29 protein-coding genes are annotated in these 26,468 nt (G+C 58.9%); 4 read left to right on the plus strand and 25 right to left on the minus strand.

What is annotated here, in order from left to right; translation table 11 throughout:
* Window positions 1-2: 2 nt before the first annotated feature.
* The 9 genes from AC07RO_RS16985 to pilV (AC07RO_RS17025) all read right to left on the minus strand — a co-directional run bounded on the left by AC07RO_RS16985 (window position 3) and on the right by pilV (AC07RO_RS17025) (window position 7,426).
* On the minus strand, window positions 3-3,092 hold the full coding sequence (locus AC07RO_RS16985; RefSeq protein ID WP_495086627.1) for a pilus assembly protein: 3,090 nt from the start codon (window positions 3,090-3,092) through the stop codon (window positions 3-5).
* The gene (locus AC07RO_RS16990) at window positions 3,079-3,525 is read right to left on the minus strand and encodes a pilus assembly PilX family protein (RefSeq protein WP_495086731.1); all 447 of its coding nucleotides are present in this window, start codon (window positions 3,523-3,525) and stop codon (window positions 3,079-3,081) included. Before AC07RO_RS16990 ends, AC07RO_RS16985 begins: the two co-directional genes overlap by 14 nt.
* A gap of 65 nt (window positions 3,526-3,590) precedes the next feature.
* A complete protein-coding gene (locus AC07RO_RS16995) occupies window positions 3,591-4,283 on the minus strand; it encodes a PilW family protein (protein ID WP_495086628.1) in 693 nt (230 codons plus the stop codon).
* Entirely contained in the window at window positions 4,280-4,750 is a 471-nt protein-coding gene (pilV, locus tag AC07RO_RS17000) for a type IV pilus modification protein PilV (RefSeq protein WP_495086629.1), read from the minus strand. The genes AC07RO_RS16995 and pilV (AC07RO_RS17000) overlap by 4 nt, the downstream gene beginning before the upstream one ends.
* Window positions 4,750-5,232 carry a GspH/FimT family pseudopilin gene (locus tag AC07RO_RS17005; protein ID WP_346629266.1) on the minus strand — a complete coding sequence of 161 codons (483 nt, stop codon included), beginning with the start codon at window positions 5,230-5,232 and terminating at the stop codon, window positions 4,750-4,752. Before AC07RO_RS17005 ends, pilV (AC07RO_RS17000) begins: the two co-directional genes overlap by 1 nt.
* Window positions 5,233-5,357: 125 nt before the next feature.
* Window positions 5,358-5,780: a type IV pilin protein gene (locus AC07RO_RS17010; RefSeq protein WP_463582025.1), complete on the minus strand. Its 423-nt coding sequence runs from the start codon at window positions 5,778-5,780 to the stop codon at window positions 5,358-5,360.
* Window positions 5,777-6,262, minus strand: coding sequence for a pilus assembly PilX family protein (locus tag AC07RO_RS17015; protein WP_495086630.1), 486 nt, complete (start codon window positions 6,260-6,262; stop codon window positions 5,777-5,779). Before AC07RO_RS17015 ends, AC07RO_RS17010 begins: the two co-directional genes overlap by 4 nt.
* A 10-nt stretch (window positions 6,263-6,272) precedes the next feature.
* On the minus strand, window positions 6,273-6,974 hold the full coding sequence (locus AC07RO_RS17020) for a PilW family protein (protein ID WP_495086631.1): 702 nt from the start codon (window positions 6,972-6,974) through the stop codon (window positions 6,273-6,275).
* Window positions 6,971-7,426, minus strand: a complete 456-nt coding sequence (gene pilV / locus AC07RO_RS17025) for a type IV pilus modification protein PilV (RefSeq protein WP_495086632.1) — start codon at window positions 7,424-7,426, stop codon at window positions 6,971-6,973. Before pilV (AC07RO_RS17025) ends, AC07RO_RS17020 begins: the two co-directional genes overlap by 4 nt.
* Window positions 7,427-7,594: 168 nt before the next feature.
* Here pilV (AC07RO_RS17025) and AC07RO_RS17030 point away from each other — a divergent pair, with 168 nt between their 5' ends.
* Window positions 7,595-8,098: a GspH/FimT family pseudopilin gene (locus AC07RO_RS17030; protein WP_495086633.1), complete on the plus strand. Its 504-nt coding sequence runs from the start codon at window positions 7,595-7,597 to the stop codon at window positions 8,096-8,098.
* Between the two features lie 21 nt (window positions 8,099-8,119).
* On the opposite strand, the gene ispH is transcribed toward AC07RO_RS17030, so the two are convergent.
* The 6 genes from ispH to murJ all read right to left on the minus strand — a co-directional run bounded on the left by ispH (window position 8,120) and on the right by murJ (window position 15,558).
* Entirely contained in the window at window positions 8,120-9,067 is a 948-nt protein-coding gene (gene ispH / locus AC07RO_RS17035; protein ID WP_495086634.1) for a 4-hydroxy-3-methylbut-2-enyl diphosphate reductase, read from the minus strand.
* An 82-nt stretch (window positions 9,068-9,149) separates the two neighbouring features.
* Complete coding sequence (gene fkpB, locus AC07RO_RS17040) at window positions 9,150-9,602, minus strand: FKBP-type peptidyl-prolyl cis-trans isomerase (protein WP_495086732.1); 453 nt, start codon at window positions 9,600-9,602, stop codon at window positions 9,150-9,152.
* Window positions 9,603-9,609: 7 nt separating this feature from the next.
* A complete protein-coding gene (gene lspA, locus AC07RO_RS17045; RefSeq protein WP_065987672.1) occupies window positions 9,610-10,122 on the minus strand; it encodes a signal peptidase II in 513 nt (170 codons plus the stop codon).
* Entirely contained in the window at window positions 10,115-12,946 is a 2,832-nt protein-coding gene (ileS, locus tag AC07RO_RS17050) for an isoleucine--tRNA ligase (protein WP_282367101.1), read from the minus strand. The genes lspA and ileS overlap by 8 nt, the downstream gene beginning before the upstream one ends.
* 1 nt (window position 12,947) lies before the next feature.
* On the minus strand, window positions 12,948-13,895 hold the full coding sequence (ribF, locus tag AC07RO_RS17055; RefSeq protein WP_192173398.1) for a bifunctional riboflavin kinase/FAD synthetase: 948 nt from the start codon (window positions 13,893-13,895) through the stop codon (window positions 12,948-12,950).
* A gap of 118 nt (window positions 13,896-14,013) precedes the next feature.
* Window positions 14,014-15,558 carry a murein biosynthesis integral membrane protein MurJ gene (murJ, locus tag AC07RO_RS17060; RefSeq protein WP_495086635.1) on the minus strand — a complete coding sequence of 515 codons (1,545 nt, stop codon included), beginning with the start codon at window positions 15,556-15,558 and terminating at the stop codon, window positions 14,014-14,016.
* A gap of 250 nt (window positions 15,559-15,808) precedes the next feature.
* Here murJ and rpsT point away from each other — a divergent pair, with 250 nt between their 5' ends.
* Window positions 15,809-16,087, plus strand: a complete 279-nt coding sequence (gene rpsT / locus AC07RO_RS17065) for a 30S ribosomal protein S20 (protein WP_037015424.1) — start codon at window positions 15,809-15,811, stop codon at window positions 16,085-16,087.
* Window positions 16,088-16,155: 68 nt separating this feature from the next.
* Here rpsT and AC07RO_RS17070 read toward each other — a convergent pair whose 3' ends face one another.
* From AC07RO_RS17070 to rplU, 5 genes are all read right to left on the minus strand, one after another.
* Window positions 16,156-16,626, minus strand: a complete 471-nt coding sequence (locus AC07RO_RS17070; protein WP_282367111.1) for a CreA family protein — start codon at window positions 16,624-16,626, stop codon at window positions 16,156-16,158.
* Between the two features lie 28 nt (window positions 16,627-16,654).
* The gene (proB, locus tag AC07RO_RS17075; RefSeq protein ID WP_282367112.1) at window positions 16,655-17,773 is read right to left on the minus strand and encodes a glutamate 5-kinase; all 1,119 of its coding nucleotides are present in this window, start codon (window positions 17,771-17,773) and stop codon (window positions 16,655-16,657) included.
* 85 nt (window positions 17,774-17,858) lie between these two features.
* Window positions 17,859-19,082: an Obg family GTPase CgtA gene (gene cgtA / locus AC07RO_RS17080; RefSeq protein WP_282367114.1), complete on the minus strand. Its 1,224-nt coding sequence runs from the start codon at window positions 19,080-19,082 to the stop codon at window positions 17,859-17,861.
* Between the two features lie 240 nt (window positions 19,083-19,322).
* A complete protein-coding gene (gene rpmA, locus AC07RO_RS17085) occupies window positions 19,323-19,595 on the minus strand; it encodes a 50S ribosomal protein L27 (protein ID WP_037015434.1) in 273 nt (90 codons plus the stop codon).
* 33 nt (window positions 19,596-19,628) lie between these two features.
* A complete protein-coding gene (gene rplU, locus AC07RO_RS17090) occupies window positions 19,629-19,943 on the minus strand; it encodes a 50S ribosomal protein L21 (protein WP_003176051.1) in 315 nt (104 codons plus the stop codon).
* A gap of 239 nt (window positions 19,944-20,182) precedes the next feature.
* Here rplU and AC07RO_RS17095 point away from each other — a divergent pair, with 239 nt between their 5' ends.
* Window positions 20,183-21,151 carry a polyprenyl synthetase family protein gene (locus tag AC07RO_RS17095; protein ID WP_192173402.1) on the plus strand — a complete coding sequence of 323 codons (969 nt, stop codon included), beginning with the start codon at window positions 20,183-20,185 and terminating at the stop codon, window positions 21,149-21,151.
* 166 nt (window positions 21,152-21,317) lie between these two features.
* A complete protein-coding gene (locus AC07RO_RS17100) occupies window positions 21,318-21,560 on the plus strand; it encodes a PA4570 family protein (protein WP_192173403.1) in 243 nt (80 codons plus the stop codon).
* Between the two features lie 74 nt (window positions 21,561-21,634).
* Here AC07RO_RS17100 and bamJ read toward each other — a convergent pair whose 3' ends face one another.
* The 5 genes from bamJ to AC07RO_RS17125 form a co-directional block, all read right to left on the minus strand.
* A complete protein-coding gene (gene bamJ, locus AC07RO_RS17105) occupies window positions 21,635-22,252 on the minus strand; it encodes a BamJ family beta-barrel-assembly machinery protein (protein WP_122535350.1) in 618 nt (205 codons plus the stop codon).
* 83 nt (window positions 22,253-22,335) lie between these two features.
* Entirely contained in the window at window positions 22,336-22,641 is a 306-nt protein-coding gene (locus tag AC07RO_RS17110) for a DUF6482 family protein (RefSeq protein ID WP_346629274.1), read from the minus strand.
* Between the two features lie 30 nt (window positions 22,642-22,671).
* Window positions 22,672-23,160, minus strand: coding sequence for a TIGR00645 family protein (locus AC07RO_RS17115; RefSeq protein WP_122535348.1), 489 nt, complete (start codon window positions 23,158-23,160; stop codon window positions 22,672-22,674).
* A gap of 172 nt (window positions 23,161-23,332) precedes the next feature.
* Window positions 23,333-23,665: a PA4575 family protein gene (locus AC07RO_RS17120; RefSeq protein ID WP_192173472.1), complete on the minus strand. Its 333-nt coding sequence runs from the start codon at window positions 23,663-23,665 to the stop codon at window positions 23,333-23,335.
* Between the two features lie 185 nt (window positions 23,666-23,850).
* Window positions 23,851-26,283, minus strand: coding sequence for a Lon protease family protein (locus AC07RO_RS17125; protein WP_495086636.1), 2,433 nt, complete (start codon window positions 26,281-26,283; stop codon window positions 23,851-23,853).
* Window positions 26,284-26,468: the final 185 nt, after the last annotated feature.

Here is a 26,468-nt window from a genome sequence, read left to right on the forward strand (position 1 = left end):
CCTCATCTCGTCTGTCTCCACATGATGCGCCGGTTTGAGACCCCGCCCAGTTCGTTCAATGTCGGAGGAGTAGCCAGACCGCCCAGAACAATGGCTTGGTTACCGTTATCTTTATCAAGCCCAACAGCCGTAGGCACGCCGCCACTTATCAGGAAGCCGCTTGAATTAGCGTCAGCACTGTTGACCTGCCCATCACCGTTTGTATCCAGAACCGGATAGCTGAGCATCCTCCCGCTCAACGCATCCAGGTCCGCGAACCTGCCGGAGCCTGAACTTGAGCAAGGATCCGTAGTGTCCACAATCGCAGTGGTGAACTGAACGCGACCGAACGCGAGTACGGCAGCATAGATAACTCGCTCACCCGTCGCGACGCTGTTATAGATGAGCGGAAGATAAAACCCCTTCTTGGCTGCGTAGTTGACGTCATTCTGGGTGGTGGTAAATGCCTGCCCCGACGCTACGCTGGAAACCCCATTGATGGATTGCGCCACGAGATCGCTTTCGTGGTAGTTGGCACTCGTGCCGTCGTTGTCCCACACCGCATAAAATGCCTGGGTCGCGGTCGTGGTTTTATCCGCCGCCTCGAGCAATTTTCCTGTCCCAAAATAAACCATCTTGCCGCCGTTCGGGTTATTACCTACGACCGGCTGAGCCGTGATCGGCTGATTCGCCCCGCCTGATGCAGTGAACAGAGGCGTTCCCCCCAATCCTACCTTCCAGCTGGATGCGGTCTGCCCTGTGAAGTCAAACTTCCACATCTGCCCTTTCAAATCGCCGCCGTAGGCGTACTGAACGACACTCTGGGCATTGACACGTAACTTGACTGAGGACAATCCGTTGTTGCCTGAGGTATCGACGGTGATCTCTCTTATCAGCGCCCCGTTGCTGACATCGACGACAAAGAGTGACGCCACGCCGTTGGTGCTGCCGTAGCCGTTGGAAATGAACGCCGCCCATCGACCATCTGGCAACTGAGCGACCTCCGGCTTGGCGTAGGCATAGCCCAAATTGGCAAACCCTGTGGTAAGACTGCTGATGTCCCAGAGTGCTTTTACCGTATTCGAGGCACCGGCGTTGAATAGCTGAAGTGCGTAAAACCCCTTACCACCCGAGCCCGCCCCCCCAAGAGCCAGAGTTTTCCAGGAAGAAGCAAACTGGACATCTACGATCGAGATTTGACCATCCATCAAAAATTTGTGAGATACGCCATTGATGTAGTTTGGATCAGCAACGTAATGCAGGTTCGTCAGAACGGTTGATGGCATATACCCATAGCGTCTGTTACCCGTTGATGGATCGATCACGTTTACCAATCCATCGTTGGCATTCACCACGAGATTGGGGTTCATTGAGTTTGATTTGATATCGACATACGTGGAGTAGCTGTTATCAGAGGCAGGGTCTGACGCGGGAGTATCCGTGGGTGACGCATAAGCCAGGGTTGAATTGATCACATCACCGAGCAATACAGTTCTTGTTTTCAAACCTGTCTTGTTCGTCCCTTTACTCCATTCCACCAAGTCTGCACCTGAGACCCCGCTGGGCAGGTTTGCGCTGAGAGCGACCTGCTGCAGGGGTGCGAAGCTCGAATAAGACAGCGCGATGACGCTGCTGGTCAGCGAGTTCCAGGACTCATAAGTAGCGGTGATGCCTGGGACGATCTGTTTGTCGGTGGACCAGTTAGGCACCGCGGTGTTGACGGTTCCGTCAGTTCCAATGGCCAAAGCCTTGATCGTCCCGCGCCAGTCAGTAGGGTCGTATTGGGTCTGGAAAAATACAGATGTACTCGACAATGAGGCCGAGTTTGAAGCCGCCCCTCCCCCGGTTCCTGCGCGGGAGGTGATGTCGTTCAGAGCAGCGGATAATGCAGTGTTGAGACCGGCGCTGTCCGTAGCTTGATAGTAAATTCCTTTCCCGTACGCGGCAGCGTCGGAGAGCATTGCATTGGCTGCTGTAAATCCGACTGTGTACGTAAACATGTTCTGTTTGGTGAAGTCTGCAGCGTCCCAGCTCTTGCCTGCGGCATCGGTCCCGCCCGTTCGCATGTCGATGTCGTAGGCGAATTTTGCGATATCGTCCAGGTAGAGCGTGTCACCCTCACCATCGCCATTGAGGTTGTCACCGTCATTATTCTTGCCATCCCAGTTGGGCAGGTTGGCACCGCCTAATGGATCATTGGTTGGAAAAGTCCGGTCGTAAGTCGGCAGACCGTCGGTGATCACAACCCCATAGTTGCGCTGGCAACGGTACTGAATAGGGCTGGTGTAGGTGGCAGGCGTTGAGTTGTAGTACGGCGCCATCCCACGAAAGTAGCGAGTCACCTCATAGTACGTTTCAGCCAACGGCGTGTTGGCAATTGCTGCGAGGCCGTTGATAGAAGAAATCAGTGCGTTGTAGTTGGTGGTGGCTTGGCTGGACGTTGTGGAAGTGGTCTGTGATAAGTCGCTAATCGCTCTGGCGATATTGCCCCCGGGCCCAGGGTTTCCGGACGTCGGTGGATTGAAGGTAGCCAAGCCTATTCGCAGATTTCGGTTGCTGGCGACTAGCGCGGCGGACACCGTCCGAGCGACGTTGATTCGGTAATCGTTGGGGACCGTTCCATCTGTGTAGTCTTTTCTGGATGCAGACGTCGCAGAAATCAAGTAGCTGATATAAGCGGTGGTATACCGAGTATTCCCGTTTCCCACGGGGTCGGGCAATTTGAGACAAACGACGCTACGAGTCGAGACTTTATAAAAACCGTCGTAACCGGAGGAGCATCCCCCTGCCCGCAGATTCCCTACAAAAAAGTTCGTGTCAGTCATGTCCAAGGCGTTGACGTTGCCGCAGCTGAAATCCGAACTACAGTTGTACACCTGTAACTGGTCCGCATTGGGATCAAACCCCGAGGCCCAGATGATGCTGTTCATACTGCCGGAGTCATCTACCAACAGCATAACGTTGGGCGTCACCGACCCAGCGGTCAACAATGGAGAGTCAGAGGGTACGAACGCAGCGTAGGCCGTGGCCGAGCCGTAAAGCCCTAGCAATACGCCTATCAAAAACCTGCCCAGATAAAGCCTTGCTCTGCGATACCACTCAACGTTTGGCATAGATGCTTTCCACTACAGTTCGCGAGTTACCAGAGATGCCAACGCCTGTGATGCGATAAAGCGTCCACGATCTGCTCTCATCCCAACCGACAGAATTGATGTTGACCGGGTCTTTCGTTGTCGCGATCTTCTGCACAGCCCAAAAGCCTCCTGTCATCGCAGACCAAGTCACTCCAGTTGCAGCGTTGGTACCCGCTACGGACACGATCGTTGCATCCGCAGGTGGAGCACATTTAGTACAGGTCGCCAGTTTGTAATTATTCGCTTGAACCGCAGACTCCCCAATACGTACAGCCGCCTCTGCGATCTGAAAGGACTCGTTACGAAACTTGACGCTACCCGACATCTTTTCCTGAAGCGTCGCGTTCTGCATTGACGAAATTCCGATCAACGTCAGTAGGAGCAGAAACACTAGACTGACGATAAGCGCCATTCCGCGCTCGCGGGGCCCGGTACGTTGAGCTGTTTTAAATTTAGCTGCGTTCACGATGGCCACACCTAATAGAGACGGTTACGTAAAGCGGTGAGAACGCTGAACGTCTGGTTCTTAACCCGACCGGTTGCGTCTGTCATCTCCAGGGTCAGCCGCACGCTGCGTATTAGATTCGTGTTGGCAGGCGTCGCTGTGTATCCCGTAACGGTTGTGTCCGAAGCCGTATTGGCAGTGCCGAACATGACCGAGAAATTGTTCACGTTATTGACGATGACAGCCCCCCCCAGAAGTATTTGCTTATTCGCAAACTGGTAAACAAGCTGACGTATCGGAAACGCTAGCTGATTGGCGGTGGGCGTTGCCGCCCCGGTGGTAGCAGTCGCTCCAGATTTGCAGTCAGAGACAATGGTCCAGGTTGGAGCACCGCCGTTGTTTCCCACATCCGCTGTCACCAGCGTGAGCTTCGTCGTAGCGTTGTCCCACTGGATTGGAGTTGCCTGCGCGGCCTTGAAGTCAGCCTTGGCACTGGCATCAGTGACCGTCGCCAGGCAGCCGAACATCCCCACCATGCGTATCTCCTGGGCCATCTTGGTGAGGATGAAACGCGCATCCTCCTGCATAACGGCCGAGGCGTTCTGCGAAAGATAAGTATTTTTGGCTGAAATGAAAATCTGAATAACGCCCGCCACAATGAGCAGACCCAATAGTAGCGAGATCATGATCTCGATCAGACCGAAGCCTTTGGCGCGGTGCTTCATTGAGTCACCTTCGCGTCTATCGCCACACGACTCTTCACAGTAAAGGTCTGCAACGTATTTGCCGTGTTGGCGGCCCGGGCATCAATCCAGGTCACGGTAATGGTGACCAGCCTCTTATCAATCGGGTCAATCGTAATCGTCCCATCCCCGGTGACGGGGTCGAGACTTTGGATATTGCTCTTGAAGTCGTAGAGGTCCTGCGTGCGCGGAGTATTCAGGTCGGGCCCCCAGGTGACTGCCGCCAGAGAAGCCAACTTGTAGTCAGCATCCGGATTGGCGCGTATGCGATCCATCATGTCGTACGCAATAAAGCTGGCCTGGCTGCTCGTCCTTGAACTGTCAGTGTATTTCAGCGCATTCAACTGGAGCGCTGCCGCACCTAACAGCCCAATGGCCAGAACAAGCAGGGAGACCAGCACTTCAATAAGCGTCGTGCCTTGTTGCTTATAATCCATCCGTTCGCTCATCAGCATCCACCCAATACGATACGGCCGCTCAGGCATATGTTGATCACTCGGGTGATGGTGCCGCGTGTGTAGGTGATGCTTACGGCAGCGGCCGCCGTCGGCACCGGTGCGGCCAACCCCCCCAGGTTGTTGAAGTCGATCGCAGTAGGATTTCCGCTCACTGCCAGCACTGATGCAGAGTCCATCGCTGGCAAAACTCGCAGAATGGGAATCGGCGCCGTTGCCGCAGGATCAATGGCACTCAGCTGAGTATTCCAGGCAGTGCCCGCCACCGATGGTGTTACACGGATGACAGTGCCGCTGTTTATAGCCTGTTGCCGGGCGTAATTAAGGAAACGCTGGAAGTCGCTTACCTCGGTGTCGGCCTTGGAATTCTGGATGGCAGTACTGAAACTGGGAATGGCGATCGCAGCAAGAATGCCGACCAACGTGATGGTCACCAGCAACTCGACCAGCGTAAAACCCCGACACCCTTTAGCCATTTAATCTCTCCTTAATGGAGAAACTATATAGCAACCGGTTGTTTCAATATTTGCCGGGGGGATGTGTGGCTGTTTTCGGCGGACGAACGCCCTGACGCGCGGCGCCGTAGCCGATCTAGGTCATCTCACCGCCCCCAACACCCCGCCACACTGGCAGCCCCGGACATTCCAAGATTGTCGCGCCTGCCGGTGTGTTCCAGCACAAAGCTGCCGCAGGCATCCCCTCCCATCACCCCGCCGCCAATCGGCGACGCGGTCAGCGTAAATGTCCGCTCCTTGCGCTCAGCCCCTATCCGATAAAACGCATTCCCCACCGACACCTCATGACTGAACGCCGGCGGCCCGCTGACGTCCGAGTACTGCCCTGCCCGCGAATGAAACCGCTCCAGCTTCTGCGCCTCTTCAACCAGCACCCCGGCGATCTCGGAGCGGCGAGTTTTACGGGTGTATTCGCTGTACTGCGGGTACGCGACGGCGGCGAGAATCGCGACGATGGCGATGGCAATCAGCAGTTCAATCAGGGTGAAGCCTGCGGTTGCTCTGTTCATTGCCGCTGCCGCCACATCACGCGACGCTCTTGGGTGTGGATGCTTTCGAGCACGGTGCGTGAGTCGCCCTCGATGCCAACAGCCGTCACGCGATACAAGTTCCAAAACTGACCGTCTGCGCCTCCGGCCGGCTGGTCGGTTTGGCCAACATGCTGAATGCCGTAAAAACCACCTCGCGTCGCGACCCAATCCACGCCCGACGCCGCGCCCGTTCCGCTGCTGGAAAGGGTCAACGCTTCAGGCGGTGGCACACATTTGGCTGGCGACGAACAAGCTGGCAGGGAAAAACCCGGTGCCACGATTTTCGCTTCCGCAATGCGCAGCGCTGTCTCGGCGGACTGAAACGACGCATCGCGCAGCTTTAGCGTGCCGGCCACTTTTTCCTGGAGCGTGGCGTTTTGCATCGACGATGTTGCCAGCAGGGTCAACAACAGCAGGAACACCAGACTGACGATCAACACCGCCCCACGTTGTGCGTTCATGTTCATGCGCTCACCCCAGCCGGTTACGGATGGCGGCGACAACGTCGACGGTTTGTTCCTGCGCCCGGCCTGCGGGGTCGAACAGGGTCAGGGTCAATCGCACGCTGCGGATGAGGGAGGGGTCGGCAGTGGCGGCGTACCGCGAGATGGGGCGGTCGTTGATGGATCCGGCGACGCCAAACAACACGCTGAACGCACGCACGTTGCTGACCAGAGGCTGGCCGTTCAGCGACAGCTCATTGCGCGCCTTGTTGAAGCGATAGACCTGCCGGTGAATCGGCATAGCGGTCTCACCCACGGCAAGTCGAGGCGCCCGGCCGTTGGAGTACGCGGTGGCGGATGAAATGCAGTCGGTGTGAATGACCCAGGTCGACCAGCCGCCGCCCTCCCCGGTTCCGGCCGTGGCGAGGGTCAGAGTGTGCGAATTGGCGTCCCACGTGATGGGGTCTTCAAACGCCCTGGAGAAACCATTACTGACGCTGGCGTCTTCGACCTTCCCCAAACAGCCGAACATCCCTACCAGCTGCACTTCCTGGACCATTTTGCTGAGCACGAATCGTGCGTCTTCCTGCAGGCTGGCGGACGATGTCTGACTCGCATAACTGCTCTTTGAACTGACAAATATCTGCGCCAAGGCCAGCGACATCACCAACCCCAGAACCAACGCCAACATGACTTCGACGAGGCCAAAGCCCCTCTCCAGAGTCTTCATGGCCGTGCGCCCCGCTCGGCAGCGACATCGGCGGTCAGCGTAAGTGTTTGCTTGTCCGCAAGCTCCTGGCTGGCACGGGAATCGTCCCACTTCAATGTAAGGTTCACGCTCGATCCTGCCACCGCAATCGATGCCTCGGCATCGTCACCGACTGCGCGTTTCAACTGCGTCGCGAAGTCGTACAGGTCTTGCTGGCGGGGCACGGCGAGACTGCCGGAAGTAGGCGCCTGACTCAGCGAAGCCAGCGCGTAACTGGTCCCCGGATTGGCGCGGATGCGCTCGAACAGGTCATGGGCGATGAAGCTGACGTGCATGCTGCGCATCGAGCTGTCGGTGTATTTCAGGGCGTTGAGCTGCAACATCGCCACGCCCAATAGACCAACGCTGAAGATCAGCAATGCGACCAGCACTTCGATCAATGTCATCCCTGATTGCATCGTCTTCCCTCGCATCGTCCACCTCTGCCATCCGCTGTGCAGCCACCAGTGAAGCCGATGCGCGGCGGTTTGCCCGGAGGATGTGTAACGGCGGCTTGCGGACATACCGGCTGACAATCGAACCGGTTGTCAGCGCGGCCAAGCGGGTGTTTGCTTGAGCGCCGCATTCAACGGAAGACGCTCGTGAAACAGCAAGGATTGACGCTGATTGAACTGCTGGCAGGGTTGGTAATTGTCGGCATCGTCGCCACGCTGGCGATCCCCGCCTTCGGGCAACTGATCGATTCTCAACGCCGTCAGGACACGGCTCAGCAACTGGCCAGTGGGCTGCGAATGGCTCGCACGGAGGCGATTCTGCGCAGTCAGCCGGTGGTGATGCAGGCGCTGGACAATGACTGGAGCCGAGGCTGGAATGTGTTCGTTGACAGCAACCGCAACCAGTCCAGGGACGAGGGCGAGCTTTCTCTGGCCGAGTTCGCCAGCCACCGAAATGTCAGGGTCGTCGGCAACAGCAAAGTAGCTGCGCGGATTGGTTTTGATAACACGGGGCGGCTGCTGAACAACGCCAACGGCACCCTGGCGGTGTGCCTCAAAGACGCACCCGCCAGCCGCTATCAGTTGGCGATCGCGGTGACTGGCAGGGTCACGCTGCGATCCGAGGGATTCGGCAGCGAGCCCTGCGCATGATGCGGTGACAGGATGACCGGATTACAGCAGTGACTTGACGCGCAATTCCTTCGGCATCGAGAAGGTGATGTTTTCCTCGCGCCCGGCCAGTTCGTCCGCGCCGGTCGCGCCCCAGGCGTGCAACCGCTCAATCACGCCACGCACCAGCACCTCGGGCGCCGAAGCACCGGCGGTAATGCCGATGCGTCCAACGCCGTCGAACCAGCTGCGCTGCATGTCTTCGGCACCATCAATCAGATAGGCCGGAGTCGACATGCGCTCAGCCAGTTCGCGCAGGCGATTGGAGTTGGAGCTGTTCGGGCTGCCGACCACCAGCACTACATCACACTCGTCGGCCAGAACCTTGACCGCATCCTGCCGGTTTTGCGTGGCGTAGCAGATGTCGTCTTTACGCGGACCGCCAATGGCCGGGAATCGCGAGCGCAAGGCGTCGATCACACGGCTGGTGTCGTCCATCGACAACGTCGTCTGGGTCACGAAAGCCAGGTTCTCGGGGTTGCCGACCTGCAGCTTGGCGACGTCCGCTTCGTCTTCGACCAGATAGATCGCGCCGCCATTGCTGGCGTCGTACTGGCCCATCGTGCCTTCGACTTCCGGGTGGCCGGCGTGACCGATGAGGATGCACTCGCGGCCATCGCGGCTGTAGCGCGCCACCTCGATATGCACTTTGGTCACCAGCGGACACGTGGCGTCGAACACCTTCAAACCGCGACCTGCCGCCTCGGTGCGCACCGCCTGTGACACGCCGTGGGCACTGAAAATCACGATGACGTCGTCCGGCACCTGCTCGAGCTCTTCGACGAAGATCGCGCCACGGCTGCGCAGGTCTTCGACGACGAATTTGTTATGAACCACTTCATGGCGCACGTAAATCGGCGGGCCAAACACTTCCAGCGCGCGATTGACGATTTCGATCGCACGGTCCACCCCGGCGCAGAAGCCTCGTGGGTTGGCGAGTTTGATTTGCATGATGTGCCTCGTGTCTACGCGCAATGAAACATAAAAACGAAAAGGCCCCGAACAGTGCCGGGGCCAAGCGCTCTGGCGATGCTCAGAGTGCCTTCACCTCGAAAATTTCCACTTCGAAGGTCAACGTCTTGCCTGCCAGCGGATGATTGAAATCGACGGTGACCTGATCATCGTCCATCGCTTTTACCACGCCCGGCAGCTCGGTATTCGCCGCATCATTGAAGATCACCAGCAGCCCTTCGGACAGCTCCATGTTCTGGAATTGCGAGCGCGGCATGATCTGCACATTCTGCGGGTTCGGCTGACCGAAAGCGTTTTCCGGCGGCACCTGGAGCGTACGTTTGTCGCCGGCTTTGAAACCGAAAATCAGCGCTTCGAAGCCAGGAAGCAGGCTGCCATCGCCAACCTTAAAGGTCGCTGGGGCCTTGTCGAACGTGCTGTCGACGGTGTCACCGTTTTCCAGGTGCAGGGCGAAATGCAGGGTGACTTCCGTGTTCTGACCGATGCGTGTTTCCTGTGCAGCCTGTTCGGTCATCAACTGATCAGTCATTGACGGTTTCTCCGGTTTTCTTGCTCTTGAACATGTCCAGAGCCAGCATGATCGCGCCAACGGTAATGGCGCTGTCCGCGACATTGAAGGCCGGGAAGCCGTGTTCTTTCCAATGCACGAAGATAAAGTCTATGACATGGCCGATGAAGATTCGGTCATACAGATTGCCGAGCGCCCCACCCAATATCAGGGCAAGGGCAATCGCCAGCCAGGTTTCGTCACGCCCCAGGCGCTTGAGCCAGACCACCAGCACCCCACTCACCACGACCGCAATCAGCGCAAACAACCAGCGCTGCCAGCCGGAACTGTCGGCCAGGAAGCTGAACGCAGCGCCAGTGTTGTAGGCCAGCATCCAGCTGAAGTAGTCAGGAAGGATGACGATCTGCTCGTACAACTCCAGACGGTTTTCGAAGTAGAACTTGCTCGCCTGGTCAATGACCACCACCAGCACGCTCAGCCACAACCAACCCAGTCGGCCCATACGGCCAGCCGATGCATTAGGCATAGTGACGAACCTCGCCTGCACCGCTGATGTTGTCGACGCAACGACCGCAGATTTCCGGATGCTCAGGATTGACCCCGACGTCCTCGCGGTGATGCCAGCAGCGCGCGCACTTGGCGTGGCCGGATTTGACGACCTTGAGCTTCAAACCGGCCACTTCGGTAACCACAGCATCGGCAGGCGCGCTGACGAAAGGCGCGACACTGGCCGTCGAGGTGATGAGCACGAAACGCAGCTCGTTGCTCAGTTTGGACAGATCCGCTACCAGCGCGTCTTCAGCGTACAGCGTGACTTCGGCCTGCAAGTTGCCGCCGATGGCCTTGGCCGCGCGCAGGTTCTCCATCTCCTTGTTGACCGCGACCTTCACCGCCATGATCCGCTCCCAGTAGGCACGGTCCAGCTCGAAGCCTTCTGGCAGCTCGCTCAGGTTCTGGTACCAGGTGTTGAGCATGACCGACTCGTTACGCTCGCCCGGCAGGTACTGCCACAGCTCGTCGGCGGTAAACGCCAGGATCGGTGCGATCCAGCGAACCAGCGCTTCGGAGATGTGGAATAGCGCGGTCTGGCAAGAGCGACGCGCCTTGCTGTTGGCGCCGGTGGTGTACTGGCGATCCTTGATGATGTCGAGGTAGAAGCCGCCCAATTCCTGCACGCAGAAATTGTGCACCTTCGAGTAGACGTTCCAGAAACGGTATTCGCCGTAATGCTCTTCCAGCTCACGTTGCAGCAGCAGCGCGCGATCCACGGCCCAGCGATCCAGCGCGAGCATGTCTTCGGCGGGCAGCAGGTCGGTGGCCGGGTTGAAGCCGGTCAGGTTCGAGAGCAGGAAACGCGCGGTGTTGCGGATGCGACGGTACGCATCGGCGCTGCGCTGCAAGATGGTGTCCGAGACGGCCATTTCGCCGGAGTAATCGGTCGCCGAAACCCACAGACGCATAATGTCGGCGCCCAGCGTGTCGTTGACTTTCTGCGGTGCGATGACGTTGCCCAGCGACTTGGACATCTTGCGGCCGTTCTCGTCCACGGTAAAACCATGGGTGAGCAATTCACGGTACGGCGCGTGATTGTCGATGGCGCAACCGGTCAGCAGCGACGAGTGGAACCAGCCACGGTGCTGGTCGGAGCCTTCCAGGTACAGGTCGGCGCGTGGACCGGTTTCGTGGCCCATCGGGTGCGAGCCGCGCAGCACATGCCAGTGCGTGGTGCCGGAATCGAACCAGACGTCCAGGGTGTCGGAGATCTTGTCGTACTGCGGCGCTTCGTCACCCAACAGCTCGGCCGCGTCCATCTTGAACCAGGCTTCGATGCCTTCCTGCTCGACGCGCTGGGCGACTTCTTCCATCAGCTCAACGGTGCGCGGGTGCAGCTCGCCGCTTTCCTTGTTCAGAAAAAACGGGATCGGCACACCCCAGTTGCGCTGACGGGAGATGCACCAGTCAGGGCGGTTGGCGATCATCGAGTGCAGGCGCGCCTGCCCCCATGCCGGGACGAACTTGGTTTCTTCGATGGCTTTCACGGCGCGGTTGCGCAGGGTGTCGCCCGACGCTGGCTGCTTGTCCATGCCGACGAACCACTGCGCGGTGGCGCGGTAGATCAGCGGCGTCTTGTGGCGCCAGCAGTGCATGTAGCTGTGGGTGATGGTTTCGGTGTGCAGCAACGCGCCGACTTCGGTCAGCTTGTCGATGATGGGCTGGTTGGCCTTGAAGATGAACTGGCCGCCAAAGAACTCCAGCGACGGGCTGTACACGCCGTTGCTCTGCACCGGGCTGATGATGTCGTCATTGGTCAGGCCGTAGGCTTTGCAGATCACGAAGTCATCGACGCCATAGGCCGGCGAGCAGTGAACCACACCGGTACCGGCGCCCAGCTCGACGTAGTCGGCCAGATAGATGGGCGACAGACGATCGTAGAACGGATGACGGAAATTGATCAGCTCAAGCGCCGAACCCTCGGCCGTCGCCAACACCGAACCTTCGAGGTTCCAGCGCTTCAGGCAGGACTCAACCAATTCCTCGGCCAGCACCAGCAGACGCTCGCCGGTATCGACCAGCGCGTAGGTGAATTCCGGGTGAACGTTGAGCGCCTGGTTCGCCGGGATGGTCCACGGGGTGGTGGTCCAGATCACGATGGCAGCAGGTTTGCTCAGGCTCGGCAGACCGAAGGCTGCAGCGAGCTTGTCGGCATCGGCAACCGGGAAGGCCACGTCGATGGTGGACGATTTCTTGTCCTGATATTCGACTTCTGCTTCAGCCAATGCCGAGGCGCAGTCGAAACACCAGTTGACCGGCTTCAGGCCCTTGAAGACGAAGCCGTTCTTGACCATTTCGGCCAGCGCGCGGATTTCCCCGGCTTCGTTGGCGAAGTCCATGGTGCGGTACGGGTTGTCCCAGTCGCCGAGCACGCCCAGACGAATGAACTCGGCTTTCTGGCCTTCGATCTGCTCGGCCGCGTAGGCACGGCACAGTTCGCGGGTCTTGTCCGCAGGCAGGTTTTTGCCGTGGGTGACCTCGACCTTGTGCTCGATCGGCAGACCGTGGCAATCCCAGCCCGGAACATAAGGCGCGTCGAAGCCCGAAAGGGTCTTCGAGCGAACGATCATGTCCTTGAGAATCTTGTTGACCGCATGACCGATGTGGATATTGCCGTTGGCGTACGGAGGCCCGTCGTGCAGCACGAACTTGGGCCGATCCTTGCCAATTTCGCGCAGCTTCTGGTACAGGCCAATGCTGTCCCAGCGCTGCAGAGTTTGCGGCTCGCGCTGGGGCAGGCCGGCCTTCATCGGGAAGGCGGTGTCCGGAAGATTAAGCGTGGCTTTGTAGTCGGTCATTTCAGGCTCTAAAGTTTAGCGGTTGGTCGTGCCAGTGGGCACGAGCGGCAGCGACATCCGCATCGATCGCCGTCTTGAGCGCCTCAAGGGAGGCAAAGCGCTGCTCATCACGCAGCTTCTGGTGGAATACCACCGTCAAACGCCGGCCATAGATATCGCCGGTAAAATCCAGAAGGTGAATCTCCAGGTGGGGACGTCCATCGCCCGCCACGCTGGGACGCACGCCAATGTTGGCGACGCCCGGCCACACCTTGCCGTCAATCTGCGCGCTGACCAGATAGACACCGGTCAATGGCACGCGACGACGTTTGAGTTGCACGTTGGCGGTGGGCGTACCCAGCTGACGCGCCAGTTTCTGGCCATGCAGCACGCGGCCGGAAATCTCGAACGGGCGGCCCAGCAAATGCTCCGCCAGTTTGAAGTCTGCGGCGGCCAGCGCGGTGCGCACCTTGGTGCTGCTGACGCGGAAGCCGTCGATCTCGACAGTCTGTGCCGCTTCGACGGTAAAGCCCTTCTCGGCGCCTACGTTTTGCAGGAAATCAAAATCACCGATCCGGTCGCAGCCAAAGCGGAAGTCGTCGCCGACCTCCAGATGCTTCACGCCCAGGCCATCTATCAGCACAGTGTCGACAAACTCGGATGCGCTGAGCCTGCTGAAACGCTGGTTGAATGCCAGACACAACACCAGATCAACGCCCTCGCCAGCAAGCAGATCAAGCTTGTCACGCAGTCGGGCCAGGCGGGCCGGCGCCGTCTCGGGAGCGAAGAACTCGCGCGGTTGCGGTTCGAAGATCACCACACAACTGGGCAAACCCAGCTCGACGGCACGCTCACGCAGGCGCGCCAGGATAGCCTGGTGACCCCGGTGAACACCGTCGAAATTGCCAATGGTGGCGACGCAGCCCCGGTGCTGCGGGCGCAGATTGTGAAGGCCTCGAACCAGCTGCATAACGCGCTTCTTGCTCATAAAGTGGCCGATTATAACCACACACCGCCGTCAACGACAGGCGACACATCCGAGCAAACCGCAACAATCGACGTTAACCGGCAGAAAACGACGACTGATCCTACAGGATCGCCTTGCGGGCGAAATGCCTGACACGGAAACCCAACACCAACAAGGTGCCGAAATACGCCAGGACACCTGCCAGCACCAGCCCGCCCAGGCGCAGGAATCGCTGCAGCATCTCACCGTCCGACCAGACGGGCATCACATGCATCAGGCCCAGCAGCACGGCGGACATCACCGCCACGGCGACAATCAGCTTGCCCAAAAACACCGGCCACCCTGGCTGCGGCTGAAACAGGTCCTGCTTGCGCAACTGCCAGAACAGCAGCAAGGCGTTCAGGCATGCGCCCGCGCTGATCGCCAGCGCCAGACCCGCATGAGCCAAGTGGATGACGTAGACGAAAAGCAGGTTGAACAGCTGAGTCACTATGAGGGTGAAGATCGCGATTTTCACCGGAGTGCGGATATTTTGTTGGGCATAAAAGCCGGGGGCCAGCACCTTGATCACGATAATCCCGAGCAGTCCGACCGAATACGCGACCAGCGCACGCTGAGTCATCGCGGCATCTTCGCCGTCGAACTTGCCGTACTGGAACAGCGAAACCGTCAGCGGCTCGGCGAGCAATCCGAGCGCCAAGGTGCACGGGAGCACCAGCAGGAAGCACAGGCGCAGGCCCCAGTCGAGGATGCGCGAATATTCGTGGCGATCCCGGCTGGCGTAGGTTTTCGAGAGAATCGGCAGAAGAATCGTCCCCAACGCCACGCCCAGCACACCAGAAGGCAGCTCCATCAGACGGTCGGCGTAGTACATCCAGGACACCGAGCCGGCGACAAGGAACGAGGCGAAGATCGTGTTGATGATCAGCGATATCTGACTGACAGAGACCCCGAGCATGGCCGGCAGCATTTGCTTCATCACCCGCCAGACCCCGGTGTCGCGCAGGTTGAGGCGCGGCAGCACCAACATGCCGATCTTTTTCAGATGCGGCAGCTGATAGAGAAGCTGCAGCAGCCCACCCGCCAGCACCGCCCAGCCCAGCGCCATGACGGGCGGGTGGAAATACGGCGTGAGAAACAGGGCGAAGAAGATCATCGCCAAATTGAGCAGCGTCGGCACGAACGCCGGAACGGAGAAGCGATTCCACGTATTGAGGATCGCGCCGGCCAGCGAAGACAGCGAGATGAGCAATATATAAGGAAAGGTCACCCGCAACAGGTCCGAGGTGAGCTGGAATTTCTCCGGCGTGTCGGCAAATCCCGGCGCAGTCGCCCAGATGACCCAAGGGGCGAACACGACGCCCAGCACAGTGACGATCGCCAGCGCCAACGTCAGCAAGCCGGTGACATACGCAACAAATGTGCGGGTTGCCTCCTCGCCCTGCTGGCTTTTGTATTCCGCCAGGATCGGCACGAATGCCTGGGAAAAGGCGCCCTCGGCAAAGATCCGGCGCAGCAGGTTAGGCAGTTTGAAGGCGATAAAGAAGGCATCAGTGGCCATTCCGGCGCCGAATGCGCGCGCGATGATGGTATCGCGGACAAAGCCCAGCACCCGCGAAAGCATCGTAATAGAGCTAACGGCGGCAAGCGATTTGAGTAGATTCATCGAAAGGTTGTACGCCTGACCAAAGGAAGCGCCAAAGCGCGTTCCATATATGCGATACTCCGCGCCGCAAAACAGCTCAGAGCCAAAGCCCGCGAGTTTACAGGTCGCACGCCGGAAAGAAATCACCTCGGCACCACACCGCGACCACTCAGCGGAACGCATCAACTGCCCTTGACAAGCGTCAATCTCATCGGCATGATTCGCGGCCTATTTTGTTAGCTATTTCCCAAGTCTTTCGAGGAGCTCGACGGTGGCCAACACACCTTCCGCCAAAAAACGTGCAAAACAGGCTGAGAAGCGTCGCAGCCACAACGCCAGCATGCGTTCCATGGTTCGTACCTACATCAAGAATGTAGTTAAAGCCATCGACGCTAAAGACGCTGAAAAAGCGCAAGCTGCTTATGTTCTGGCCGTGCCAGTTATCGACCGTATGGCCGATAAAGGCATCATCCACAAGAACAAAGCTGCTCGCCATAAAGGTCGCTTGAATGGCCACATCAAGGCTCTGAACCTTGCTGCTGCAGCCTAAGCGATCCGCTTGTTAAAAAACCGACCTCAGGGTCGGTTTTTTATTGCCTTTGATTTGACGCTTCAGCATCAAGGCGCGGGAGCAGGCGCCCACGGCAGAATCGGGATCGCGGTCACGGCGTTCTGCGGACTGCCCTCGATCACCTTGTCGCTGTAGACGAGATACACCAGCGTGTTGCGCTTCTTGTCGAGGAATCGCACGACCTGCATGGTCTTGAACACCAGCGAAGTCCGCTCCTTGAACACCTCGTCACCATCCTTCAATTGCTCCTTGAAGTGAATGGGACCGACCTGCCGGCAAGCGATGGACGCTTCGGCACGATCTTCAGCCAGGCCTAGACCGCCCTTTACCCCACCGGTTTTCGCGCGGGACAGATAGCACGTCACGCCGTCGACTTTGGGGTCGTCGAAAGCTTCGACCACGATCCGATCGTTCGGACCGACCATCTTGAACACGGTGGACACCTGGCCGATCTCTTCAGCCGACGCCAGCACTGGCAACATCAGTAACGCGCCTACCAGCCCTTTCATGACTCGCATGTATGCTTCCTTCTTTTGATAATGCACTTCAGACCAGAATCAGGTTGTCACGGTGCACGAGCTCAGGCTCAGCCATGTAACCCAACTCTTTGACAATGGCGTCAGAGGGCAGGCCGATGATCTTCTGCGCCTCGAGCGCACTGTAATTGCTGAGACCGCGGGCGATCTCGCGACCGTCAGCCGCCACGCACACGACCATCTCGCCGCGACGAAAGCTGCCCTGCACCAGCTTGACGCCGACTGGCAACAGGCTCTTGTGGCTTTCGGTCAATGCCTTCACCGCGCCCTCGTCCAGCACCAGCGTGCCACGGGTTTGCAGATGCCCGGCCAGCCACTGCTTGCGAGCCGCGAGCATCTCGCGCTCCGGGGACAGCAACGTGCCCAATCGCTCACCGGCCTTCAAACGCGCAAGGACACGCTCGATGCGACCACCCACAATCACGGTGTGCGCGCCGGAACGAGCGGCGAGTCGTGCAGCACGCAATTTGGTCTGCATGCCACCACGACCCAGTGCACCGCCGGTGCCGCCGGCCACTGCATCAAGGGCGGGATCATCGGCGCGAGCTTCATAAATGAGCTGCGCTTCAGGATTGTTGCGAGGGTCGGCGTCGAACATGCCGTCACGGTCGGTCAGGATGACCAATAGGTCGGCTTCAACCAAGTTGGCCACCAGCGCCGCCAGAGTGTCGTTGTCGCCAAAACGAATCTCGTCGGTGACGACCGTGTCGTTTTCATTGATGACAGGGACGACGCCCAGCTCAACCAGGGTGCGCAACGTGCTTCGGGCGTTCAGGTAGCGCTTGCGATCAGACAGATCGTCGTGGGTGAGCAGAATCTGCGCGGTGTGCCGCTGATGCTCGGCAAAGCTGGACTCCCACGCCTGCACCAGACCCATCTGACCAATCGCTGCAGCAGCCTGAAGCTCATGCATGGCACTCGGTCGCGCAGTCCAGCCCAGACGACTCATGCCGGCCGCTACCGCGCCGGACGACACCAGGACCAGTTCGACACCTGCCTCATGCAGCGCCACCATCTGCTCGACCCAAACACCCATCGCGTTGCGATCCAGACCCTTGCCGTCCGCCGTCAGCAGCGCACTTCCGATCTTCACCACCCAACGCTGGGCACCTGTCACCTTGCTCCGCATGATCTTTCAACCTTAAGCCAGAGAGTCCGAATTCTAGATACTAAAACGCCGCTTCAAGAGCGGCGTCGTAGTTTACTGCAGTCGATCAGTCGCGGACGTAAATGATTTCCGGACCATCTTCGTCTTCCACGTCTTCCTCATCCCAATCGTCATCGCCGATGTCATGCACGCTCTTCACGCCGCTACGGCGCAGAGCACGCTGATCATCCAGCGCCTGCAGCTGGGCACGGGCTTCGTCTTCGATGCGTTGATCCAGCTCAGCCAGCTCGGCAGCGTAGGCCGGGTCATTGGCCAGACGGTCAGCGCGATCTTCGAGATAGCGCATGATGTCGTGTGTCAGGCGATCGGTGCCTTCTTTGGCGATGGCCGAGATCACGTAGACAGGGCCGGTCCACTCCAGGCGATCAATGATCTCCTGCTTGCGGGCTTCATGCTCTTCTTCGAGGATCTGGTCGCACTTGTTCAGCACCAGCCAGCGATCACGGTCGGCCAGCGCAGGACTGAACTTGACCAGCTCGTTGACGATGACTTCGGCGGCATCCGGCGCGCTGCTTTCATCCAGCGGCGCCATGTCGACGAGGTGCAGGAGCAGACGCGTACGCGCCAGGTGCTTGAGGAAGCGAATCCCCAGACCGGCACCGTGGGAAGCGCCTTCGATCAAGCCGGGAATATCGGCGATGACAAAGCTTTTCCAGCGATCGACACTGACAACGCCCAGGTTCGGCACCAGCGTAGTGAACGGGTAATCGGCGACCTTTGGCTTGGCAGCCGATACCGAACGAATGAACGTGCTCTTGCCGGCATTCGGCAAACCGAGCAGACCGACGTCAGCCAGTACTTTCAGCTCCAGCTTGAGGTCACGCTGCTCACCCGGCTTGCCCGGAGTGGTCTGACGCGGCGCACGGTTGGTACTGGATTTGAAACGCGTGTTACCCAGACCGTGCCAGCCACCATGGGCCACCAGCAGACGCTGACCGGCCTTGGTCAGGTCACCGATGACCTCTTGGGTACCGGCGTCGATCACGGTGGTGCCGACCGGCACGCGCAACACCAGCTCTTCACCCTTGCGACCTGTGCAGTCGGTGCTGCCGCCGTTCGAACCGCGCTCGGCGTCGAAGTGGCGGGTGTAGCGGTAGTCGACCAGGGTGTTGAGGTTTTCGTCAGCGATCATGTAGATCGAGCCGCCGTCACCACCATCACCGCCGTTGGGACCACCGTTCTCGATGAATTTTTCGCGGCGGAAGCTCATGCAACCGTTACCGCCATCACCGGCCTTTACTCGAATGGATACTTCATCAACAAATTTCATAGCGCACGCCTCCCGTCACAAAGACGAGCAAACAACATTGATTCATAAGGCTCTTGCAAAGATGAGCGTTGCGATACCGATCAAAAACCAGCGACTTCACACCACAACGGCCCACACAAACAGCTTTGCAAGAGACTCACCAGAAACAGGACCTTCTACAAACGAAAAAGCCCTGTCATCGACAGGGCTTTTCAGCTCAGGAGGCGTGAAGGTCAGGCCCTCAACCCCCTGAACGCAAGATTATGCCGCGACTTCAGTCTTTGGCACGATGCTTACATAGCGACGACCGAAGGCGCCCTTAACCTGGAACTTGATCACGCCTTCGACTTTAGCGAACAGGGTGTGATCCTTGCCCATACCAACGCCGTAGCCAGCGTGGAATTGGGTGCCGCGCTGACGCACGATGATGTTGCCCGGAACGATAACCTGGCCGCCATACATCTTCACGCCAAGGCGTTTGGCTTCTGAGTCGCGACCGTTACGGGTACTACCACCAGCTTTTTTGTGTGCCATGAGTCAATTCTCCTAGTGAGGATTAGGCTGAAATTAAGCCTGAATACCGGTGATTTTGATCTCGGTGTACCACTGGCGGTGGCCCATACGCTTCATGTGGTGCTTACGACGACGGAACTTGATGATGCGGACTTTATCGTGACGACCTTGGGAGATCACTTCAGCCACAACGGTAGCGCCTGCAACAACTGGAGCGCCGATGTTCACGTCGTCGCCATTGGCAACCAACAGAACGCGATCAAAGGTAACGGATTCGCCGGTAGCGATTTCCAGTTTCTCAATCTTCAGGTATTCACCTGGGGCGACCTTGTATTGCTTGCCGCCAGTAACGATTACTGCATAAGACATGGTGTATCTCCGATAATCCTGCTCACCCAGCTCTTTATAGGAAGAGGTATTGGCTGGCATGGCTGCACAAGGCTGGAAGGCCGACATGCAATTGCGTAAGGCAGGTGCTGCCCAGGAAGTTAGGGTGCGCGATTGTACGCAAGCGATCAACGCCTTGCAAGCTGCGTTATGTCACGCCTTGACAGGGTGGGGCCTGCAACCTAGCATGCCGCGCAACCCTTCTGGAGCACGTCTCGCTGATGCAACCCCAAGCCTTCTACACCGCTGTGGCAGACGACTTTACCGCCGTCGACCACATTATCAAGAAGCAGCTGACATCGCGCGTGCCGCTGGTCTCCAAAATCGGCGACTACATCACTTCCGCTGGCGGTAAACGCCTGCGCCCGTTGCTCGTTCTGTTGTGCGGCAAAGCGCTGGGCTCTGGCGGTGATGACCTGCGCCTGTTGGCCGCAACCATCGAATTCCTGCACACCGCGACCCTGCTGCACGATGACGTCGTCGACATGTCCGGCATGCGCCGTGGCCGCTCGACCGCCAACGCGATGTGGGGCAACGCACCGAGCGTGCTGGTAGGGGATTTTCTGTATTCGCGCTCGTTTGAGATGATGGTCGAACTGGGCTCGATGCAGGTGATGCAGATCCTGTCGAAGGCTACCCGGGTTATCGCGGAAGGCGAAGTGTTGCAGCTGTCGAAAGTGCGCGACGCCAGCACCACCGAAGAAACCTACATGGAGGTCATCCGCGGCAAAACCGCGATGCTCTTCGAAGCATCGACCCACAGCGCCGCCGCACTGGCCAATGCCGGTCCCGAGCAAAGCGAAGCACTGCGCACCTTTGGTGATCATCTGGGGGTCGCTTTCCAGTTGGTCGACGACCTGCTGGACTATCGCGGCGACGCCGAAACCCTCGGCAAGAACGTCGGCGACGACCTCGCCGAAGGCAAGCCTACCCTGCCGCTGATCTACACCATGCGTGAAGGCACCCCTGAACAAGCCGCGCTGGTTCGTCAGGCCATTCAGAAGGGCGGCCTGGAAGATCTCGAAAGCATCCGCGATGCTGTGGAAAAGTCAGGCGCCCTCGAATACACAGCCCAGCTTGCACGCGACTACATTGCTCGCGCCATTGCCTGCCTGGATGTGCTGCCCCCGAGCATCTACCGCGACGCCCTCGTCGAGCTGAGTGAATTTGCGGTCGCGCGCACGCACTGACCGCTGCCCTGCTCCACCGAACGCCCGTCCACGTGACGGGCTTTTTGTTGCCTGCGATTCAGGACCGTTTGATAGACCTAACGCTCTAATGCGAATTAATCTCAAATAGATCCTTGCTATTCCTCAGATAAGAATTATTCTCATTGAAACACTCAAGGAGAATCACATGACGTATCTGATTGATGCCTGGCTTGATCGCCCACAGCCCTACCTTCGCATTCTGGATCGCGAGACGGGCAAAGTGTGTGCAGTGCTGGAGGAAGAGGCGCTCGACGAGTTGCGTGATCAGGGGGATCTGGATGTCAGCAGCTTGAGCTCAAGCGAACCCGGTGTTCAGAAGGAGATGGTGCGAAGTCTGTTTCTGTTCTGCTATGCGCGGGCATTGCGCCCGGCCATTGAACTGCATTGATGAGAACAGATAAAACGACGATGCCGAGCCAGCGCGGGGCTGACTCGGCATCTGTCGAGCGTGAATCGTGAACCTTACAGAACGTCGAGCAGCTCGACGTCGAAGACCAGGACGCTGTGTGGCGGAATGCTGCCAACGCCTTGAGCGCCGTAGGCCAGTTCGCTAGGAACGTACAGGCGCCATTTGCTGCCGGCCTTCATCAGTTGAAGAGCTTCGGTCCAGCCTGGAATCACGCCGCCCACCGGGAATTCAGCCGGCTCGCCACGATCGTAGGAGCTGTCAAACACAGTGCCGTCGATCAGCATGCCGTGGTAATGGGTGCGCACGTTGCTTTCGCGGGTCGGCTGAGCGCCCTCGCCCGCAGTGATCACTTCATATTGCAGACCGGAGGCCAGAGTGGTCACGCCATCACGCTTGGCGTTTTCAGTCAGGTATTCCTTGCCTGCGCCAGCCGCTGCTTCAGCTTTGGCTGCTGCTTCGGCTTGCATGATTTCGCGGATGACTTTGAAGCTCGCGCCCATTTCTTCCTGGCCAACACGGCTCGGCTTGCCGGCGAAAGCGTCGGTCAGGCCAGCCAGAATAGCGTCCAGGTCGACGCCCGGTGGCGGGTTGTCACGCAGTTGGTCGCCCAGTTGACGGCCAATACCGTAGCTGACGCGGGTTTCGTCGGTGGACAGATTGACTTCGGACATGAGACTGCTCCGCTGAAGAGCGCCCTCAGGCGCCCGTATTTAAAGGCCGGGCAGCCTAGCACAAAGCGTAATACCCGTAACCTCTACCAGGCGGATCGAAAAGCCAGGGGGATTTTGACGTCTTGATTCAGGTCGTCGTTCACGCCGCACATCTCGTCGTGAACCACGGCGTGGACCAGATTGAACGGCATCGGCGCAACCGGCTGCAGCAGTTCGCGTGCGTGCTCGACTGAGCGCAGGTGCAATGCCTTGTTCTGCGCATCGACCAAACGATGCGCGACGCCCTGCATCCTGGCTTCCAGCAAGTAAATGCCGCCTTCGATGGAGATCAGATTGAGCTCTTCAACACCTCTGGTGCTGGCGTGGGAAATGAGTTCCTGAAGGTTCATGGCAAATCCTCGCGGGTCGCAGGAAGTCGATCAGTGCTTGGTGACTTTGTCCAGAAAGCCCATGGCGCAGGCCGACACAACAAAGGTCATGTGGATGATCACGTACCACATCAGGTACTGCGGCTCGATGTTCTTGGCGTCCATGAACACCCGCAACAGGTGAATGGACGAAATCGCGACGATGGACGCAGCGACTTTCATCTTCAGCGACGAAGAATCCATCTTGCCCAGCCAGTTGAGCTTTTCCTTGCCTTCGTCGATGTCCAGCTGCGACACGAAGTTCTCGTAGCCGGAGATCATCACCATGACCAGCAAACCACCGACCAGCGCCATGTCGATCAACGACAGCAGCACAAGGATCAGGTCAGATTCGGCCAGCGCGAATACGTTGGGGATGATGTGGAAGATTTCCTGGAAAAACTTCAGCGCCAGCGCCAGAAGCCCCAGAGACAAACCAAAGTAGATCGGCGCCAGCAGCCAGCGGGATGCGTACATGGCATTTTCGATAAAACGTTCCATTGAAGCTCACTGATAATTTAAAAGCTCGCGAGTATAGGGCGAGGGCCGATTAGCACAACCCACTGCGAAAAGAGTTGAAACAATAACGCCCGATCGGGCATGGGGGGAAGCTCGGCAAATCCGCGTCTGCAGACCGTAGAAGGCAGACGCGGAACGCCTCGAAACGAAGGGGTCAGTTGGCGGGAGACGTCCGCTGACCCACGGCGGCGTCGCTGTTGATTCTTCGCAGCTCCCCCTGAAGGTGAAGGCCCCAGATCGGGATCTCCTCCGCCGTTTGATAGCCATGCAGCAGGAGGCTTTCGGCAATGGCATCAAGGACCGATTCGGCAGCAACCGGTCCATGAAAAGGTCCCTGAGCCTTGAGTGCGGAGGGCTGTTCGCCAGACATCCCGGCGGCGAACAGCAAGGTCCACATTCCTTTATCGCCTGACAGCGGGCGAACAACACATTCGATTCGGGTCACCAGACCCAGGCATTGGCGAGTGAGACAGAGGCTGCGCGGCATGGCGAGCTCCTTATTGATTGCAGTATTCATATCCTTCGCATAACGAAGGAAACGCGTCAGTCCCTTTGACAACTGCTGCAACCCGACAATATCGAACAACTACCCCGTTGGAAAAGCGCGAAAACGAAAAGGGCGCCGAATGGTCATTTGGCCATCAAACGCCCCGTTTCATTGACGTCAAAGGCCTAGCTTTTCAGCTCGGGCTGTAATTGTGGCGCCTCCTTTTCGAGCTCTTTGAGGTCGTCGTCGCTGAGCATTTCAGCGATGTCGCGCAGGCGGTCCACCACCCTGCCGTTCACCGAATCATCGGGGAATTGACCGTCCTCGTCCGCTTCACCCACCGGCATGCCGACCAACAGACTCAGCGCCTCATCCACCTGACGCACGGCGTACACGTGGAACTGCCCCGCGCGCACGGCTTGCAGCACGCGCTCGTCCAGCATCAGCGTGGCGACGTTGGCGTGGGGAATGATCGCGCCTTGATCGCCCGTAAGACCTCGGGCTTCGCAGAGTCGGAAGAAGCCTTCGATCTTCTCGTTGACGCCGCCGACCGCCTGGACTTCGCCGAACTGGTTGATCGATCCGGTGATAGCGAAACACTGTTTGAGCGGGGTTTTCGACAAGGCGGAAATCAGCGTGCAGACCTCGCCGAGGGAAGCGCTGTCGCCATCGACGTAGCCGTAGGACTGTTCCAGCGCGATGCTCGCGGAAATGGCCAGCGGGAATTCCTGGGCGTAACGGCTGCCCAGATAACCGGTGAGGATCATTACCCCTTTGGAGTGAATCGGCTGGCCCAGGTTGACTTCACGCTCGATGTCGACGATGCCGCTACCGCCCGGGTAAACCGTCGCCGAGATGCGCGCCGGCACACCGAACGCGGAATCCCCCACTTCCAGCACCGTCAGGCCGTTGCACTTGCCGACCGCCGCGCCCTGAGTGTCGATCAGGATGATGCCAGCGAGCATGTCATCGAGAATTCGGGCCGACACACGACCGGTGCGGGTGGCCTTGGCCTTCAACGCGCGCTCGATGTGCCCGGCGTCAGTGCGCTCGTCACCGGCCACACTGCGAATGAAGTCCGCTTCGCTGACCAGTTGGAACAGATCGCCGATGCGCGCCGACAAGCGCCCCTGGTGCTCGGCGAGGCGCGCGCTGTACGTGGCAAGGCGCGCGACTGCATCCGCCGTCAGCGGCGCCATGCCCTCCTCCGAGGTCCGGGTTTTGAGCAACTGGGCGAACTGCTCCAGGCTCTCGTCGACCATCGGGATGTCTTCGTCGAAATCCACCAGCACCCGGAACATTTCCTGGAAGTCCGGATCGAGGTCCTGCAGCGTGTAATACAGCGACCGCGCGCCAATGATGATGACTTTGACCTGCAGCGGGATGGTCTGCGGGGTCAGCGTAACGGTGGCCAGACGACCCAGTTCACCCAGCGGCGCTTCCATCTTCAGTTTGCGCGATTGCAGGGAGCGCTTGAGGGCGTCCCACACGAACGGCTCGCTGAGCATTTTCTCGGCTTCCAGCACCAGAAAACCGCCGTTGGCCCGGTGAAATGCTCCGGGGCGCAGCTGACGATAGGTGGTGTAAAGCGCGCCCTGGTCGGTGCTGTATTCGATGCGACCGAAAAGGTTGTCGTAGGTCGGGTGCGGCTCGAATACCACCGGCGCGCCGCCGCTGACGGAATGCCCGACCATCAGGCTCGGGCAGTATTGCTCTTCGAGCAGCTTGCGCGCCTGGGCATCGGTTTTGCTGTCGTCGACGAGTTGCTCGACCACGGTCCTGAGCAGGTTGACCTGCACTGCCTGAAGGTAGGCGCACACCGCGGCGTTCTCGGCGTACTGCTCGGACAACGGTGCCAGCAGCGGCTGAAGCGCAAGGATGATGGTCTCTTCATTGAGCTCACGCATCTGGTTGTTGGACTCGCGCTTCCACTGCGGCAGGCTGGCGAGTTCTTCATTCAACCGCTCTTCCAGCGTCGAAATATCGGTGTGAAAACGCTCGCGCTCGGCTTCCGGCAATTGCGAAAACTCGGCCTCGTCCAGCGCCTTGCCTTCGAGCATCGGGGTGAACGCAATGTTGGTGTTGTCGCGGTACAGCGCGATGTCTTTTTCCAGCGCAAGACGTTCGATGACATCGAGGGCGCGGTCGTAGCGCTGATTGAAGGCGCGGTCAATCGCACTCTTCTTCTGCTGGTAGGACGGATGTTCGAACACCGCAGGAAATGTCGACAGCAGGTTGTCGATCAGTCCGTTGATGTCGGCAATGAACGCACTGGCGCTGCCGGGCGGCAGTTCAAGGGCGCGCGGCTCGCGGGCGTCATCGAAATTGTTGACGTACACCCAGTCCGACGGCGTCTGCATGCGCTTGGCTTCGGCCTTGAGGTAGCGCTTGACGAAGGAAAAGCGGCCGGTGCCGGGCTCGCCCATGACGAACACGTTGTAACCAGGGCGCGGCATGGCGACGCCGAATTGCAGGGCTTCGACAGCGCGCTCCTGGCCGAGTACGCCGCGAAAGGGTTCCAGATCGTTGGTTGTCGTGAAGCTGAACTGTTCAGCGGAAAAGGGACGGGTCAGCGCTTCGGGCGCAAGTCGCAAGCTGGCAGCAACAGAATCGGGCATCGGACATCCTTACATCAGGCGGGGCAGATGGGCGCATTCTGGCGCTCGCCGCACCGCACTGGCAAGGCAAGAACCGCGTGATCGCTTTTCCGTATGAGGAACCGGCCTACACACCCGGCGGAGGCGGATTACGCACAACAATCTGCAATTACTCACGGAACGTTCATATCGTGCCTAAACTCCAA

Source organism: Pseudomonas sp. GW821-FHT07F05 (assembly GCF_059418765.1).